Source organism: Prevotella sp. MGM2 (assembly GCF_002933955.1).
Taxonomy (GTDB): domain Bacteria; phylum Bacteroidota; class Bacteroidia; order Bacteroidales; family Bacteroidaceae; genus Alloprevotella.
This window is the reverse complement of the sequence record NZ_BEWW01000304.1, coordinates 1-17,880: the sequence shown is the minus strand read 5'-3', so window position 1 is coordinate 17,880 and position 17,880 is coordinate 1. Positions and strand designations below refer to the sequence as shown.

Below are 17,880 nucleotides of genomic sequence, written 5' to 3'. Positions count from 1 at the left end.
GTATTGCAATTTAAATTCCAAGTATTCGAGTTAAAATTCCGATACGGACTTTTTCCGTTTCCTCACTTACAACCTACGTTTTAACACTACGGAGTGTTACGGAAGGTTAAATATGTTAAAGTCAAAAAGACTTCCCAGTACCTCAAATCAGGAGAACCGTCTCCTGCGCCCCCTTTTTATGCCCAAAACAGCGCCCTTTGTGCATAAAATAGATGTTTTTTCCTTAAAATGCTTTGTTATATAAAGAATAAAACCTATTTTTGCAACCTGAAAGAAAGACAGAAAACCGATTTATTAATTCATAAAAAAGAAAAACCATGTCTGATATTGCAGAAAAAGTAAAAGCTATCATCGTAGACAAGCTGAGCGTAGACGAAGCTGAAGTAAAGAACGAAGCAAGCTTCGCCAACGACCTCGGTGCCGACTCTCTCGACACTGTAGAACTTATCATGGAATTCGAAAAAGAGTTCAAAATCACTATCCCCGATGATCAGGCAGAGAAAATCTCTACCGTAGGTGATGCTGTTGCCTACATCGAGGCAAACGTAAAATAAACAGAACCCTCGCTTTGCCCGCGCGGCAAATGAAAAGATTCTGAAGTTTTGAGGTTATACGTTGATCTTTGCAAACTGCCGGACCTGCCGGACAGAAGATAGCGTGTAACCTCAAAATGCGTAATCTCCCGTTCGTTTCATAATTAAACCACACGAAATATGGAATTAAAAAGAGTGGTCGTTACCGGCCTCGGAGCTTTAACCCCCGTCGGCAACACCGTTGCCGAAACTTGGGAAAACCTCAAGAAAGGCGTCAGCGGCGCCGGCCCCATCACACATTTCGACGCTTCTAAGTTCAAAACCCAATTCGCCTGCGAAGTGAAAGGTTTCAAAGCCGCCGACTACATCGACCGCAAAGAAGCCCGCAAAATGGACCTCTATGAGCAATACGCCCTCGTAGCCGCCATGGAAGCCGTCAAGGACAGCGGAATGAACCTCGAAGCCGTGGATAAAAACCGCATCGGCGTCATTCTAGGCGTAGGCATCGGCGGCATCCACACCTTCGAGGAAGAAGCAGGCAACTACGCCGTCAACGGCGCAGAGATGGGTCCCAAATACAACCCCTTCTTCATTCCCAAAATGATTGCCGACATCGCCTCCGGACAAATCTCCATCATGTACGGTTTTCACGGACCCAACTTCACCACCACCTCGGCATGCGCCTCCTCTACCAACGCCTTTGCCGACGCCTTCAATCTCATCCGTCTGGGCAAAGCCAACGCCATCGTAACGGGCGGAGCTGAAGCTGCCATCTGGCCGGCCGGCGTAGGCGGATTCACCGCCATGCACGCCCTCTCCACACGCAACGACGACCCCACACGCGCCTCACGCCCCTTCAGCGCCAGCCGCGACGGATTCGTCATGGGCGAAGGAGCCGCCTGTCTCATCCTCGAAGAACTGGAGCACGCCAAAGCACGCGGAGCGAAAATCTACTGCGAAGTAGCCGGCGTAGGCATGTCTGCCGACGCACACCACATCACAGCCAGCCACCCCGAAGGACTCGGCGCACACCTCGTAATGAGCAGCGCGCTTGAAGACGCCGGCATGAAGCCTGAAGACATCGACTACATCAACGTACACGGCACCTCCACCCCCGTGGGCGACGTCTCAGAAGTAAAGGCCATCACCAAACTCTTCGGAGAACACGCCTACAAACTCAACATCAGCTCAACCAAGTCCATGACAGGCCACCTCCTCGGAGCAGCCGGAGCCGTTGAAGCCATGGTATGCTGCCTCTCCGTCAAGGAAGACATCATCCCCCCCACCATCAACCACGAAGAAGGCGACAACGACGAAAACATCGACTATAACCTCAACTTCACCTTCAACGAAGCACAGAAACGCCCCGTACGCGCCGCACTGAGCAACACCTTCGGATTCGGCGGACACAACGCCTGCTGCATCGTAAAGAAGTACGAAGAATAAGCAGACAACCCACAAAGAGTTAAGAGCTAAAAGCTAAAAGTAGTCCGACGGCCAGGCGACACAACCCCTATCGCCGAAAAACCGCCTCATACCGGCATCCCAATGATACCAGCCGGTGGAAGTGTGCCACACACGCCACTTACCCCTACTTTCACTTTTAGCTCTTAATCTATACACCTGCCCACTATGATCATTAATCTCATCGACAGGGTAAAATACTCCTTCCGAAAGGACAAAGACCTCCTCTCGGCCCTGCACGGCATCCTCGGATTCTACCCCCACAACCTCGAAATATACCGTATAGCTCTGGCACACAAGTCGCAGGCCTACCGCTCCCAGAAAGGGCGACCGCTCAACAACGAACGGCTGGAATTCCTCGGCGATGCCATCCTCGAGGCCATAGTAAGCGACATCGTATTCCACCGCTACGAACGCAAGCGGGAAGGATTCCTCACCAGCACACGCAGCAAGATAGTGCAGCGAACATCCCTCAACCGGCTCGCAGCCGAAATAGGGCTCGACCGCCTCATCAAGGCCAACACACAACCCGGCTCACACAATAATAATATAGGTGGCAATGCCTTCGAAGCCCTCGTTGGCGCCATTTATCTCGACCGCGGCTACAACCACTGCAAATGGTTCATAAAGAAACGCATCGTAGGCCGCCTGCTCGACCTCGACGGCGTAGCCCAAAAAGAAGTCAACTTCAAGAGCAAACTCCTGGAGTGGACACAAAAGAACCGCATACAGTCGGAATTCCAAATGGACCAGACTGCCGGAAAAGAGCCGGGTGAGATAATATTCGGCAGCATAATACTCATAGAAGGCTTGAAGGCCGGAGAAGGTAAAGGACATACAAAAAAAGAAAGCCAGCAAATGGCAGCCAAAGCCGCACTGACCAAACTGCGCCGCGAGCCGCGTTTTCTGGAAAGCATCTTCAAGGCCAAGGAAAAGCGCACGGCCATGGAAGCTCCTGAAATATGCGCCCTTCCGAAGATTGAGGAAATAGAAGCCGAGCTGACGGAAAAACAGGCCATAACAGCCTCCACACGCAGTAGGGAGGCGCGTTCCGCAGCTGCCCGTTCAGCCAAACGGGCGCCGCAACGCCCTGCCCCTTCGCCGCAACAGGATTTGAAAAAGCAGAAACCCATTTCCCAACAACTCAAAGCGCCGAAAATCAATCTGCCTGCCGAAGAAGCCACCACGCCCGATGCCAGAACTGCCCCCACTGTTCAAAAAAAACAGGGCAGGAACCATAAGACGGACAATACGGCAAAGAACCAGCCCACCGCTTCACCCAGCACACCTGCCGTAATGCCACAAGAGCAAGACTTACGACCGGCAAAGCCAGCCACATCAGAAGAGATTACAGAAAAATCTCAAAAAAAATCTTCGTCGGACGCATACGACGAAGACAGGTTGTCACAGCGCCAGCGAGCCTCAAGAGGCACACGGGCCAAACGGGCGCCGAACAAGCATGCCGGAGACGGCAGCCAACAGGATGACAAAAAAGAAACATCTACGGCGACACCTCAGAGAGAAGTTTTAGCATCAGGGGACTACTTTGCTCCAGATGAAAAAGGCAACGGGAAAGAAGCCTGCGGACCGCGGCAGCGACGCAAAGAGCACGAAAACCCAGCCAGCGAAGGTGGGTTGCGTGCCGAACGCGAACGCCGGGAAGCCATTGTGCGCCAAGCCGAAGCAGCGGCTTACGAGGAATGACCTATGTTCTTATAGTTATCAGAAGAACGAGTTAACTTTATTCTTCAATAAGGATTTCCCACGGGGATGGCTTTATAGTGCCATCCCCGTGGTTTATTTCTAGTATGAATCTAATTACAAGAGATTTTATCTGTGCGATGATATCACAGACAGGTGCAACGTCATGCTTATTTTGCCAAGCTAAAATAGCAAATACGACAGTTGATTTGTTAAAAAAACAAACATTAAAGTACATTTAGAGATTATTTTCTTGCAGGAAACAAAAATAATCGTACCTTTGCATTGTGTTTTTCATAGTATTAGATTTAAGGTTAACAAGATTGGGGTACAGCGGTATCCCTTTTTTTATGTCCTGAAATCACACAAACCTATATGAGCGAAGACCGCAGCACTCCTCCCGAAAACACAGCCGAATATATTTCTTTCTCCAATAATCTTCTTAAGCCTCTTTTCAATATATGAAAAATCCCCGATGCTTTCGCATTGGGGACACCGGTATAGGTTCAATCCGCCAAGCCGCCGTTGTCATCAGGCGCCACCGTCCGACGGTGCTTCCACCTGCGATGGCTCCAAAGCCAAAGATGGGGCTGACGATGTATCATCTTTTCAAGTTCTTCCATGTAAAGGTCTGTCAGGCGATAATCCTTATATTCCCTGACGTTATCGGTGATATGCCGCAAACGCAGATGATAGTATCCGCGCGCGGTACGCTCCACGTCAGCCAGAAATATAGCCGCATCCACCTTTTTGGCGATACGTTCCGTGCCGGTGAACACCGGTGTGTCCTGATGCAGAAAGTCTACCCAGTCATGTATGCTGTTGCCGCCGGGCGTCTGATCGGCAATGAACCCCACAACGGTAGGACGGCCTTCGCGTTTGAGACGCAGTATGTGGCGCAGCGACTCATACTTCGAGATGTTTTCAGCCCCGAAACGCGTACGCAACTTAAAGAACAGCCCGTCGAAGTGCCTGTTGCGCAGCGGACGGTAAAGCTGCGCACAATGCGTTGTCTTCTCCTTCATCCACAACGGCAGCGATGAAATCCATTCCCAATTGCAGTAATGCCCCAAGTAAATAAACACGAAAGGATGAGTTTTCAAAGCCAACTCCACCTCTTCCGTCCCCTCAACGCTCATGCGGCGGCGCATCTCCTCAGGACGGATGGTGATGAGTTTAAGGGTTTCCACCACATAGTCGCAAAACCACCGGTAGAAGCGTTTTTCTATTTTCCGCCGTTCCCCGGCCGTCAATTCGGGAAATGAATTATCAAGATTCCGCCGCACTACACCACGACGGTAACGCGCCACATAGTAGACCAGCGGATAGCAAACATCCGAAAGCCGGTAGAGCATTCCCAGCGGCAGACGTGAAAGAAGGCAAAGAAGTCCTATTAAAAGTTTCATGGTTGCAAAGATAAGCCAAAAGGACGAAGAGGCGAAACAAACTTTTTTGTTTTTACATTCCCCAAAGGCGCCAACCGGTATTTTTAAGGAAGCCCCCACCTAGCCGGACGGCAGCGGCATTTCCTGCCACCAACTTCCAGTAGACCTCTTCAAGGCACCCGCAGCTCCTTTTCCTGCATCCAACCACCCTTTTTCACTTTAACATATTTAACCTTCCGTAACACTCCGGCATGTTAAAATATAGGTTACAAATAGTGCGGAAGAAAAAGTCCGTATCGAAATTTCAACTCGAATACTTGGAATTTATATTCCAATACGGGGAATTAAGAGTGGAAATACGGCGTTTTTCTCACGAAAAAGGCCTGAAAAACATTGAAAAAGCGGAGCTTCCTCATGGAAAGTCCCGCTCCGCTGTTACAAAGATACAACATTTTCCGGCCAAAAGCAAACTATGTTAAAAAGCGGCAGAAACAGTTCCTGCACCTGTCGGAACGACAAAAATACCTGTTTCTCATACATTTCGACATTGTTCATCCCCGCTTTCCACAAAAACAGGAATAAGCAGCGTGCCAAAGCGGAAAAACCAGCCGGTTTGCTTCGCTCCCTCACCCTTTTGCATTATCTTTGCAGCAGCATATACCATATAAGAACATGGCAAATTATACCGACAACTCCTATACCGCGTCCGACGAAAATGACGGACGAAAACTTTCCATTGAAGAATATCTCGACCAGGACGAAAAGAAAGATCTGCTCCGCCTGCTCACGGCCGGCTCCGTAGACGACGGCAAGTCAACCCTCATTGGACGCCTGCTCTTCGACTCGAAAAAACTTTATGAAGACCAGCTTTCGGCGCTCGAACGCGACTCCAAGCGGGTGGGCAACGCAGGCGAAGGCAACATCGACTATGCCCTCTTATGTGATGGCCTGAAGGCCGAACGCGAACAAGGCATCACCATCGACGTGGCCTACCGCTACTTCTCTACCAACAAACGGAAATTCATCATTGCCGACACACCGGGACACGAGCAATACACCCGCAACATGATTACGGGCGGCTCCACTGCCAACCTTGCCGTCATACTCGTCGACGCCCGCACAGGGGTCATCACGCAAACGCGCCGTCACACCTTCCTCGTGTCACTGCTTGGCATCAAACACATCGTGCTGGCCGTGAACAAAATGGACCTGGTGGACTTCTCCCGCGAAGTCTTCGACAATATCGTGGCCGAATTCCGTGCCTTCATCGCCCCCTTCGGAGTGCCTGACGTGCAGTGCATCCCCCTCTCGGCGCTCGAAGGAGACAACGTGGTGGAACGCAGCAACCGCACACCGTGGTACGAAGGTCCCAGCATCCTGCAATTCCTCGAGAACGTACACATCGAAGGCGACCACAACCTGAAAGACTTCCGCTTCCCCGTACAATACGTCCTGCGACCCAACCTCGACTTCCGAGGCTTCAGCGGCAAAGTAGCTTCGGGAATCATTCGCCGGGGCGACAAAATAATGGCACTCCCCTCTGGAAAAACAAGTCGCGTAAAGCGTATCGCAACCTACGACGGCGACCTTGACTACGCCTTCCCGCCTCAAAGTATAACACTCCAGTTGGAAGACGAAATCGACATATCCCGCGGCGAAATGATCGTAAAATGCGACGAACAAGCCGCCGGCAACCAACTCACACCACAGTCCCTGACATCAGGACCGCACATCGGCCGTCACTTCGAAGCCATGCTCGTGTGGATGGACGAGAAACCCATGGACGCACAAAAATCCTTCTACCTCAAACACACCACCAACACCACACGCTGCCGCATAGACCACATACGCCACAAGGTGGACGTCAACACACTTGAACAGTCGCAGGTAGACCGCCTCGAACTCAACGAAATAGGCCGTGCAGTGTTCGTAACATCCAAGGAACTCTTCTTCGATGCCTACAAAGAAAACAAGCCTACAGGCGCTTTCATCGTCATCGACCCTATCACCAACAACACATCGGCAGTAGGCATGATCATAGGACCGGTGGAAGAGCGCGACCTCCACTCCGGAGACGCCCTGCCCACTCTCGACCTGCCCGCCCTAGGCATCACACCTGAACATTACGAAGCCATAGACCGCGCCGTAAGCGCCCTCGAAAAACAAGGATTGGCCATCATCGTAAAGAAAGGATAAAGAAAAGCGGGATCCCAATACCGCCTGCGGTCTCTTCACCGCCAAAACACTTGTCCCGCCGTATGATATTATCATTCATACGGCGGGACAAATATTTTACAATACAGCCACTAACATTCAGCCCGGCATCAGCCATCTTCAGATCACTGCCAATATTCCTAAAACCGCAATGGTCAGATACGCCACACAACCGGCAAGCATCCCCGATTACCGCTTCAGCAAAAAAGTGAGACCGGACTCATTCCGCCGGCTTCACAATAACAAGCGCCTCACTCACTTCTGTCACGACAATAGAGGTTCCCTCATCAATAAAACTGCCGGCAGATTTAACCTCTACCCTACGGCCGTTTATCTCGGCATTTCCGATAAGCGCAAGGCGGGTAAGCGCCCGGCCGGTATCGCCGGGACGAACGGAAAGCTGTGCCGCAGTGGCCGCAGTAGAGTCAATGGTACTTTTCAACTCCATGCGTTCGAGTGCCTTCGACTTGCTGAACCAGCGGAAGAAAAGCAATACCAGCACGGTGGAGAGCAGAAACGCCGCAATGGCTGCTGTGGTGCCGTATTCGTAGAAGACGAGTATGTCGGCAACGACCACGCAAACGGCTGCACCGATGCCGGCAAAGCCCATACCGGGAATGACAAACGCCTCTACGGCGAAAAGCAACAGGGATATGATTACGAGAATGGCAATGATGATGAGAGTGGCTGACATTATTCTTTATTTTTAAGGTGAAACTTTGCTTTTCCTTGCCGAGCTGGTCTTTTCTTATGACAACCGGCAACTGCGGGAAAACAGATAAGGCTAATTTTCCGCCCGACGATACCCTTTGCAAGGCTGCGGGCGACGGTTGCTAAAGACGGACGGCCTGTTGTAAGAGACAGTGCGGCCTACAGCCTGAACGGTATTGTCATAAATTTCAATGACATTGCCATGGCCTTCAATGGTACGGCTGTTGCCTGTTGCGGGACTGCCGTTGCCGGAAAGCGGGAGACTGTTGTCAGAAAGCGGCGCGGTATTTTCCTTCTTCCTTATCGTCGAGCATGGAGAGGTAGGAAGCGTAACGCGAGGGGGCCAGCCGATGCGCCTCAAGCGCTTCGAGCACGGCGCATCCCGGTTCGTGGGTGTGGGTGCAGTTGTTGAAACGGCAGCCGGCAGAAAGGCGGAAGATGTCGCGGAAGTAATGTGCCACTTCCGTGGGCTCCATGTTAAAGGTGCCGAATCCTTTGATTCCGGGAATGTCGATGATGGCGCCGCCGGAAGTACCCGGAAGATCGTAAAGTTCGCTGAAAGTTGTCGTATGCATACCTGTTCCATGCGCTTCGGATATTTCAGCTGTGCGGGCATGGGCCTCAGGCACGAGACGGTTAAGGAGTGTTGATTTTCCGACACCGGAATGTCCGGCCAGAAGGCCTGTCTTTCCGTTCATGTCTGAGAGAAGTTCCTCAAGTCCCTGTCCGGTGAGGGCGCTTATGGCATAGCACCGGTAGCCTACATCTGTGTAGAGCGCCATGAGGTATCCGGCTTTTTCGCGCTCCTCTGCGGTGAAGTCGTCGACTTTGTTGAAAGCCAGCACCACGGGTACGCGATAGGCTTCGGCCGAAGCCAGAAAACGGTCGATGAAGGTGGTGCTTGTTTCGGGCCGTGCCATGGTGACTACAAGCACTGCCAGATCAATATTGGCGGCGAGGATGTGACTCTGCTTGGAGAGGTTGGAGGCTTTCCTTACGATATAGTTGCGCCGCTCGTCGATTTCGGTGATAAAGAAAACGTCTGTACCGTATCCTCCCCGGTTGTCGCCGGTGCCCGAAGGGGGCATGTTTACGGTCACGCCGTCGCCCACTGCCACGGGGCTGGTGGAGCGGATGCCGCGCAGGCGGAAATTGCCTTTCACCTTGCATTCCACCTCCTGCCCGTCGTCGGTGCGGACAATATAACTGTTGCCGGTATTCCGGATGACTATGCCGTGCATATTACGATTGATGATTGGTTGGCACCCCTGCAAGGATGGCTGCGGCCAATGGTTGCCGGCAGGCCTTGCAGGACAGTTCTCACACCGTCATGATTTCCTTGTTCTTGGCGGCAAGGAGTTCTTCCACCTTCTTCACCTGCTTGTCGTGAATTTTCTGCAAATCATTCTCGGCGTCTTTCTCCACGTCTTCGGAAAGGCCGTCCTTGATGGCTTTTTTCAGTTTGTCGATACCGTCGCGACGGGCGTTGCGGATGGCCACCTTGCACTCCTCGGCTTCTTTGCTGCACTGCTTGGTAAGGTCGCGGCGTCTTTCTTCGGTGAGAGGCGGAATGGCGAGACGTATGATTTCGCCGTTGCTTTCGGGCATAATGCCCACAGAACTGTCGATGATGGCCTTTTCAATGACGCGGAACATCTGCTTGTCCCATGGCTTGATGGCGATGGTACGGGCATCGGGAGTGGTGATGGCGGACACATTGTTGAGCGGCACCATAGAACCGTAACTGTTCACACGGATTTCATCGAGAATATGAACGTTGGCCTTTCCGGCGCGGATATGCGACAGGGCGTCTTCGAGGTGCATCACGCTCATTTCCATTTTTTCCTCACAGTCGGCGAGGCATTGCTTTACGTCTAACATACGTGTTATTCTTTTTCGAGGTTATTATTCAGACAAAGCCTGCGCGGACCGGTGGCTTTTCGGAAGCCAAGAGGTCCGGCGGCTGCTTTAAGGGCAAAAATACGAAATATCTGTGAAAAACTGATAGCGCAACGGGATATTTTGCACCCGACGTTTAAAAAAACACCGGCAGCGGGCGATGGTTTCCGGGTGCCTCCGGTGCCACATTCCGACCGTCGAATTTAACATATTTAACTTTCGGCAACATTTCAGACTGTTAAAATATAGGTTTGAAGTAGTGTGGGAGAAAAAGTCGGTATTGAAAATTCAACTCGAATACGGGGAATTAAAATTGCAATACGGGGAATTTTCAATAAAAACACGATAAAAAATGTTCAGAATTACCTGAAAAACAAAAGAAAAGCGGGGTATTCCGATGGAAAGCCCCGCTCCGCTGTTACAAATATACAACATTTTCCGGCCGAAAGCAAATTGTGTTAAAATGAGGTTTTCCCACCAAGAAGGATTCATTTCCTCCTTTTCCCATCCATAAACGACAGACTGTTCAGAATGTTTCCCTTAAAGCAAAAACGGCTGTCGGCCACCGTGCTGCCGGCTGTTTTTTTTGAAAAACATTTTATTTTTCCACAAAAGGGCTGCCGCATAAAGAAAAATATCGTATATTTGCACGTGGATACAGTGAGGGGCTTGAATAAAGTTCCTCACTTGTTTTTACTCACAACATCTTATCACCTGTATGATTGACAAAAGCGTAGTGGAAAAACTAGTGGACGAATGGCTGGCCGGCAAGGACTATTTCCTGACGGGCCTGACTGTTTCGGCCGACAGCCGCATCGTTGTGGAAATAGACCACGAGGAAGGCGTGTGGATTGAAGATTGCGTGGAACTGAGCCGCTTCATCGAAGCCGGACTCGACCGCGAGGAAGAAGACTTCGAACTGGAGGTAGGCAGCGCCGGAATAGGCCAGCCCTTCAAGGTGCTCCGGCAGTATGAGATCCACCAAGGGAAACGCGTGGAGGTAGTCACTTCCGACGGCCGCAAGCTGACCGGCATCCTGTCGGGCGTGACACCTGAGGAGTTCGTCATCACCGTTCAGGAGAAGATAAAGCCTGAGGGCAAGAAGCGCCCCGAACTGCACGACCGCGACATCACGCTCCGCTACGACGAGGTGAAATCCACGAAATACCTCATCGAGTTCAAATAAATCCGCCACGGCATTCCCGGCAGGCGCATGGCTCTCGGAAACTGCCGGCAAGAAGCGGCCAGGACGTACACTAAGGAATATAAAAACAACAATATATGGCAAAGAAAAAAGAAGAGACCATGAGTCTCATCGACACCTTCTCTGAATTTAAAGAAACTAAAAACATCGACCGTACCACGATGGTGGGCGTGCTGGAGGAAAGCTTCCGTAGCGTCGTGGCCAAAATCTTCGGTTCCGACGAAAACTTCGACGTTATTGTAAATCCCGACAAAGGCGACTTTGAAATCTACCGCAACCGCGAGGTAGTGGCCGATGGCGAAGTGAACGACGAGAACAAGGAAATAACCCTGACGGCAGCCCGCGAAATAGACCCCGACTATGAAGTGGGCGAGGAAGTGAGCGAGCCGATTGATTTTGCCAAATTCGGCCGCCGCGCCATTCTCACCCTGCGCCAGACTCTGGCCAGCAAAATTCTGGAACTTGAACACGACTCGCTCTACAACAAATATAAAGACCGCGTGGGAGAGATCATGGCCGCCGAGGTCTATCAGACCTGGAAACACGAAACGCTGCTCATGGACGACGAGCACAACGAACTCCTTCTGCCCAAGAACCAGCAGATACCGCGCGACTTCTTTCACAAAGGCGACACCGTGCGCGCTGTCATCGACCGCGTGGACAACACCAACGGCAACCCCAAGATATACCTTTCGCGCACATCGACGGAGTTCCTGCGCCGGCTGCTCGAACAGGAAATTCCTGAAATAGCCGACGGACTCATCTCCCTACGCCGCATCGCCCGCATTCCCGGCGAACGCGCCAAGATAGCCGTAGAAAGCTACGATGACCGCATCGACCCCGTAGGCGCCTGCGTCGGCGTTAAGGGAAGCCGCATACATGGCATCGTGCGCGAGCTCAACAATGAGAACATCGACGTCATCAACTACACTTCCAACATCAAACTCTTCATACAGCGCGCCCTCAGTCCGGCAGAAGTATCCAACATCGTGCTCAACGAAGAAGAGCGCAAAGCCGAAGTCTACCTCCGCCCCGAAGAAGTGTCGCTGGCCATCGGTAAGGGCGGTATGAACATCAAGCTGGCATCCATGCTGACGGAGTTTACCATCGACGTTTACCGAGAGGTAGAAGGAGGCGAGGAAACGGAAGACATCTATCTCGATGAATTCTCCGACGAAATAGACCAGTGGGTCATCGACGCCATCAAGAGCATCGGACTCACCACAGCCAAGGAAGTGCTCAACGCCCCGCGCGACATGCTCATCGAGAAAGCCGACCTTGAAGAAGACACGGTAGACGAAGTACTCCGTATCCTGAAGGCCGAGTTCGACGACGAGAACAACTAATTAACGACAAGGGGGACGACATCCGCCCCACACAGAAAAACAACAAAACAGAGAGCATGATCATAAGACTCAATAAAGTAATCAAAGAATTCAACGTCGGACTGCCAACGGTTGTGGATTTTCTCGCCAAAAAGGGACATAGCGTCAACGCTTCACCCAACGAGAAAATTACCGATGAGCAATACGAGCTCCTACGCAAGGAGTTCGGAGCCGACAAAGACCTGCGCACCGAAGCGGAAAGAATCCTCCAAAACCGCCAAAAGGAAAAAAACAACAAGGAGAAAGTGAAAAAAGCAGCCCCAGAGGTCATCGAAACAACCGTTCCCGATGAAATGCGTCCGCAGCTCAAGGTGAAAGGCAGCATCGACCTCTCAGCAAAACCCACACCGGCAGAACAGCCGGAAACCATAGCCGTACAACAACCGGCCGAAGAGAAAAAAGAGGTGGAAACCACTGCAACGGCCACAGAAAACGTGAAAACGGAAACAGCGGAAAAAGAAAATCCCGCCCCTGCCGTTCCCGAAGAAAAGAAAGTCCGGCAGAAACTCTCCGTTGAAGAACGGGCCAAAGCCATAGGAGAAGAAAGTGACGGAGTGTTCAAACTACACACACATCCTGAAATAAGCGGCCCGAAAGTACTCGGCACCATCGACCTCTCCAGCATCAACCAAACAACCCGTCCCAAGAAAAAAACCAAAGAGGAACGCCGCAAAGAACGCGAGGAGAAAAACCGTCAGGCACACCCTGCCGGACAAAACAATACGGGAGAGAAAAAGAAACGCAACCGCATTGGCAAAGAACGCGTTGACATCAACGCTGCCGCCAACCAGCAAAACCCCAACGCATCACGCAACCGGCAGCAGAACGGCGGACAAAACAACAACCAACAGGGTGGAAGCAAACGTTCTAAGGAACGTAACCGCAAAGCCCAGGCCGTACTCAAACCCGAAATATCCGATGAAGACGTAGCCAAGCAGGTGAAGGAAACCCTCGCACGACTCACCAGCAAGCAAAAAGGCTCGAAAGGCGCCAAATACCGCAAAGAAAAACGCGAACAGGTACGCGCACAACAGGAAGAGGAGCGCCTCGAGGCAAAAGCTGAAAGCAAAACACTCAAACTCACCGAGTTTGTAACAGCCAACGAACTGGCCACCATGATGGACGTACCCGTGACACAAGTCATAGGAACGTGCATGAGCATCGGCATAATGGTTTCCATCAACCAACGCCTCGACGCCGAAACCATTGACCTCGTAGCCGAAGAATTCGGTTTCAAAACAGAATACATCAGCGCAGACGTACAGGAAGCCATCGCCGAAGAGGAGGACAACGAAGAAGACCTTGAACCCCGTGCTCCGATCGTCACCGTCATGGGCCATGTGGACCACGGTAAGACATCGCTGCTCGACCACATACGCAAAGCCAACGTCATCGCCGGCGAAGCGGGCGGCATAACACAGCACATCGGCGCCTACAACGTAAAACTGGAAAGCGGCCGTCACATCACTTTCCTCGACACTCCCGGACACGAAGCGTTCACCGCCATGCGCGCCCGCGGTGCTCAAGTGACGGACATAGCCATAATCATTATTGCCGCCGATGACGACATCATGCCACAAACCAAGGAGGCAATCAATCACGCTGTAGCCGCAAACGTACCCATTGTATTCGCCATCAATAAAATAGACAAGCCGCACGCCAACCCCGACAAGATAAAGGAATCTTTGGCAGCAATGAACTTCCTGGTAGAAGAATGGGGCGGAAAGTATCAGAGTCAGGACATTTCTGCAAAGAAAGGCCTTGGCGTGCAAGAACTCCTCGAAAAAGTGCTCCTCGAGGCGGACATGCTTGAACTCAAGGCCAACCCCAACCGCAAGGCTTTAGGAACAGTCATCGAATCATCGCTTGACAAAGGTCGTGGTTACGTTGCCACTGTACTTGTGTCGAACGGCACACTCCGCCAAGGCGATGTCGTACTGGCCGGAACCAACTTCGGCCGCGTAAAGGCCCTCTTCAATGAACGCGGACAGCGTATTCAAGAAGTAGGTCCGGCACAAGCCGCTACTTTGCTCGGTTTTAACGGTGCTCCGCAAGCCGGTGACCAGTTCCACGTAATGGGAACAGAGCAGGAAGCGCGCGAAATAGCCACCAAGCGTGAACAACTGCAGCGCGAACAGGATTTGCGCACCCATAAAATGCTGACACTCGATGAAGTGGGCCGCCGCATCAAACTCGGCTCGTTCAAAGAAATGAATATCATAGTCAAAGGTGACGTTGACGGTTCGGTCGAGGCTCTCTCCGACTCCTTCATCAAACTGTCTACCGAGACAATCGCCGTTAATGTCATCCACAAAGGTGTGGGACAAATTTCAGAAAACGATGTGACGTTGGCGGCTGCGTCACAGGCTGTCATCGTAGGCTTTCAGGTACGCCCCAGCCAGTCAGCCCGCAAGTTGGCAGAAAAGGAAGGTGTGGATATCCGCCAGTATTCCGTCATTTACGATGCTATTGAAGAAGTGAAGGAAGCGATGGAAGGCATGCTGGAACCTGTCATGAAAGAAGAAATGACAGCAACCATCGAAGTGCGTCAGGTTTACCACATTTCGAAAGTAGGTTTCGTGGCCGGCGCCTATGTCATAGACGGAAAAGTGAAGCGCAGCGACAAAGCCCGCCTCATCCGCGACGGCATTGTCATATTCACCGGCGAGATCAATGCTCTCAAACGCTTCAAGGACGATGTGAAAGAAGTCACCACCAACTTTGAGTGCGGTATTTCCCTGACCAATTGCAATGACATCAAAGAAGGCGACATTATTGAAACCTATCAGGAAATTGAAGTAAAGCAGAAACTCTGACCAGCCTCTGCTCTGCCGACAAAACCTATCAGACAATTAGCTGCGCCTGCGTTTCCGTAAGTGTTGCAGCTAATTGTTTTTCATTAAAATCACTCAGGAAGCAAACACGCTCCTGCTTCCGTGACAGACAAACGCTCTGCGACAAAATGCCAGGGCATTGCCATCATTCCATTAACCTTACCAAATAATAACAATCATGTATATTGACATTTTCCTTTTAATACTTTTTGTCTGGGCCGTGGTAAACGGTTGGCTGAACGGTTTCATAAAGGAAGCCCTCAATACGCTGGGAATCATCACCGGCCTTGCGATAGCGGCCATCATCTACGCCACATTGGGTAAACATCTTGCTCTCGAGGGATATTCCCAACTGCACGACGGCCTCAGCATCATCGCTTTTCTGCTGGCCTGCGTCATCGTTCCGCTAGCGCTAGGATTTGTGGCAAATATCCTTACCATTGCCGTCAACAATCCGCTGACCGGTATGCCCAACCATATTCTGGGATCATGCTTCTCCGTGGCAAAATTCCTGTTACTTATCAGTTTTGCCTTCAACATGATGTCCGGCATAGAGATCATATCCAAAGAAGATACAGAAAAGTCTGTGCTCTATACTCCTGTCACAAAAATACTTCCTTTTGTACGCAGCGGCATCGCCACCATACAGGACAACCGGGGAGAAACCCCGATGCACAAGGAAAAAGGCATGCATCCCGACACCACGTTCATAGACTTTGCACCGGCAGGCAACCATAAGATTTAAAGGACACTGCCATATAAGACAAAAAGTGCAGCGGCCCCAACCAAAAAAACTCCCACATCATGCAACAAGATCCTCAAACCAACATTCCGGCCGACGGCAGCGAAAGCCGGCAGAAGAACCAGCTCGTGCGCGAAGTGGCCGAAAAAAAATATGAATACGGTTTTACTACCGACGTGCATACCGAAATCATAGAGCGCGGACTCAACGAAGACGTTGTACGGCTCATTTCCGCCAAAAAGGAAGAGCCGGAATGGCTTCTTGAGTTCAGGCTCAAAGCCTACCGACACTGGCTCACGCTCAAGCAGCCCACATGGGCCCATGTCAACCTGCCGGAGATAGATTACCAGGCCATTTCCTATTATGCCGACCCCACAAAAAAAGCCAAGTCCGAAGGCAAGAAAGAAATAGACCCCGAGCTGATGAAAACTTTTGACAAGCTCGGCATTCCCCTCCACGAGCGTATGGCCTTGGCCGGTGTGGCTGTCGATGCAGTTATGGACTCCGTGTCCGTGAAAACCACTTTCAAGGAAAAGCTTCAGGAGAAAGGTATCATATTCTGCTCCATGAGCGAAGCCGTGCGGGAGAATCCCGAACTGGTGCGCAAATACTTGGGCACAGTCGTCCCTTACCGCGACAACTATTTTGCCGCGCTCAACAGCGCCGTATTCTCCGACGGCTCCTTCGTATACATCCCGCGCGGCGTGCGCTGCCCGATGGAACTCTCCACTTACTTCCGCATCAATGCCCGCAACACCGGCCAGTTTGAGCGCACGCTCATCGTTTGCGACGACGGGGGCTACGTTTCGTACCTGGAGGGATGCACCGCCCCCATGCGCGATGAGAACCAGCTCCATGCCGCAATTGTAGAAATCGTTGTGAAGGAAGATGCCGAGGTGAAATACTCTACCGTTCAGAACTGGTATCCCGGCGATGCCCAAGGACGCGGCGGCGTCTATAACCTCGTGACCAAACGCGGGCACTTGCGCGGCCGAAACTCCAAGCTTTCATGGACACAAGTGGAGACCGGCTCGGCCATCACATGGAAATATCCCTCATGCGTGCTCATGGGCGACAATTCACAGGCCGAGTTCTACAGTGTAGCCGTAACCAACAACTATCAGGAGGCCGACACCGGAACAAAGATGATACATCTGGGCAAGAATACCCGTTCCACCATTATTTCCAAAGGCATTTCCGCCGGTCACAGTCAGAATTCCTACCGCGGACTGGTGCGCGTGGCCCCAAGAGCTGCCGGGGCACGCAACTATTCCTCGTGCGACTCCCTCCTGCTGAGCAGCACCAGCGGAGCCCACACCTTTCCCTACATTGACGTGCACAATCCCGATGCCATTGTAGAGCATGAGGCCACGACTTCAAAAATTTCAGAAGACCAGCTCTTCTACTGCAACCAGCGCGGCATACCTACCGAAGCGGCCGTCGACCTCATTGTGAACGGCTATGCCAAGGAAGTCATCAACAAGCTGCCCATGGAGTTTGCCGTTGAGGCGCAGAAACTTCTCAGCGTATCGCTCGAAGGCAGCGTGGGGTGACCTTCACCGCCACCCACCCTCTTCTTTTTTTTAACGCATAGACACGGCCTTATACGGCAGTCCGCGATTTTAACACTATTTGCTTTCCGCCGAAAAATGTCGTATATTTGTAACAGCAAAGCGGGACTTCAATGTGAAAGTCCCGCTTTTTGTGTGTTTTTAAGGCAACTTTGAAGATGAAAACATCATATTTCAGCTCCAAAATCCAAGTATTGCAATTTAAATTCCAAGTATTCGAGTTAAAATTCCGATACG

The 17,880-nt window shown here is 51.6% G+C and carries 13 protein-coding genes; 9 read left to right on the top strand and 4 right to left on the bottom strand.

The window, feature by feature from the left end:
• Positions 1 to 317: 317 nt before the first annotated feature.
• The 3 genes from C5S62_RS11165 (at position 318) to rnc (ending at position 3,701) form a co-directional block, all read left to right on the top strand.
• Entirely contained in the window at positions 318 to 554 is a 237-nt protein-coding gene (locus C5S62_RS11165) for an acyl carrier protein (RefSeq protein WP_104405458.1), read from the top strand.
• A 159-nt stretch (positions 555 to 713) separates the two neighbouring features.
• Positions 714 to 1,979: a beta-ketoacyl-ACP synthase II gene (gene fabF, locus C5S62_RS11160; protein ID WP_104405457.1), complete on the top strand. Its 1,266-nt coding sequence runs from the start codon at positions 714 to 716 to the stop codon at positions 1,977 to 1,979.
• 186 nt (positions 1,980 to 2,165) lie between these two features.
• A complete protein-coding gene (rnc, locus tag C5S62_RS11155) occupies positions 2,166 to 3,701 on the top strand; it encodes a ribonuclease III (RefSeq protein WP_104405456.1) in 1,536 nt (511 codons plus the stop codon).
• A 503-nt stretch (positions 3,702 to 4,204) separates the two neighbouring features.
• Here rnc and C5S62_RS11145 read toward each other — a convergent pair.
• Positions 4,205 to 5,104, bottom strand: coding sequence for a lysophospholipid acyltransferase family protein (locus C5S62_RS11145; RefSeq protein WP_104405454.1), 900 nt, complete (start codon positions 5,102 to 5,104; stop codon positions 4,205 to 4,207).
• 651 nt (positions 5,105 to 5,755) lie between these two features.
• On the opposite strand from C5S62_RS11145, the gene cysN reads away from it, so the two are divergent.
• Positions 5,756 to 7,279 carry a sulfate adenylyltransferase subunit CysN gene (gene cysN, locus C5S62_RS11140; protein ID WP_104405453.1) on the top strand — a complete coding sequence of 508 codons (1,524 nt, stop codon included), beginning with the start codon at positions 5,756 to 5,758 and terminating at the stop codon, positions 7,277 to 7,279.
• 238 nt (positions 7,280 to 7,517) lie between these two features.
• On the opposite strand, the gene C5S62_RS11135 is transcribed toward cysN, so the two are convergent.
• From C5S62_RS11135 to frr, 3 genes are all read right to left on the bottom strand, one after another.
• A complete protein-coding gene (locus tag C5S62_RS11135; RefSeq protein WP_104405452.1) occupies positions 7,518 to 7,991 on the bottom strand; it encodes an NfeD family protein in 474 nt (157 codons plus the stop codon).
• Between the two features lie 286 nt (positions 7,992 to 8,277).
• Positions 8,278 to 9,249, bottom strand: coding sequence for a ribosome small subunit-dependent GTPase A (gene rsgA, locus C5S62_RS11130; protein WP_104405451.1), 972 nt, complete (start codon positions 9,247 to 9,249; stop codon positions 8,278 to 8,280).
• Positions 9,250 to 9,328: 79 nt separating this feature from the next.
• Positions 9,329 to 9,889: a ribosome recycling factor gene (gene frr / locus C5S62_RS11125; RefSeq protein ID WP_104405450.1), complete on the bottom strand. Its 561-nt coding sequence runs from the start codon at positions 9,887 to 9,889 to the stop codon at positions 9,329 to 9,331.
• Between the two features lie 736 nt (positions 9,890 to 10,625).
• Between frr and rimP the strand changes: the two genes are divergently transcribed.
• The 5 genes from rimP (at position 10,626) to sufB (ending at position 17,625) form a co-directional block, all read left to right on the top strand.
• Positions 10,626 to 11,093, top strand: a complete 468-nt coding sequence (rimP, locus tag C5S62_RS11110; protein ID WP_104405447.1) for a ribosome assembly cofactor RimP — start codon at positions 10,626 to 10,628, stop codon at positions 11,091 to 11,093.
• Between the two features lie 95 nt (positions 11,094 to 11,188).
• Positions 11,189 to 12,457 carry a transcription termination factor NusA gene (gene nusA / locus C5S62_RS11105; protein WP_104405446.1) on the top strand — a complete coding sequence of 423 codons (1,269 nt, stop codon included), beginning with the start codon at positions 11,189 to 11,191 and terminating at the stop codon, positions 12,455 to 12,457.
• Positions 12,458 to 12,513: 56 nt separating this feature from the next.
• On the top strand, positions 12,514 to 15,312 hold the full coding sequence (infB, locus tag C5S62_RS11100; RefSeq protein WP_104405445.1) for a translation initiation factor IF-2: 2,799 nt from the start codon (positions 12,514 to 12,516) through the stop codon (positions 15,310 to 15,312).
• Positions 15,313 to 15,508: 196 nt separating this feature from the next.
• Positions 15,509 to 16,075 (top strand): CvpA family protein, encoded by a 567-nt coding sequence (locus C5S62_RS11095; RefSeq protein ID WP_104405444.1) that lies wholly within the window; start codon positions 15,509 to 15,511, stop codon positions 16,073 to 16,075.
• A gap of 59 nt (positions 16,076 to 16,134) precedes the next feature.
• Positions 16,135 to 17,625, top strand: coding sequence for a Fe-S cluster assembly protein SufB (gene sufB, locus C5S62_RS11090; protein ID WP_104405443.1), 1,491 nt, complete (start codon positions 16,135 to 16,137; stop codon positions 17,623 to 17,625).
• Positions 17,626 to 17,880 lie beyond the last annotated feature (255 nt).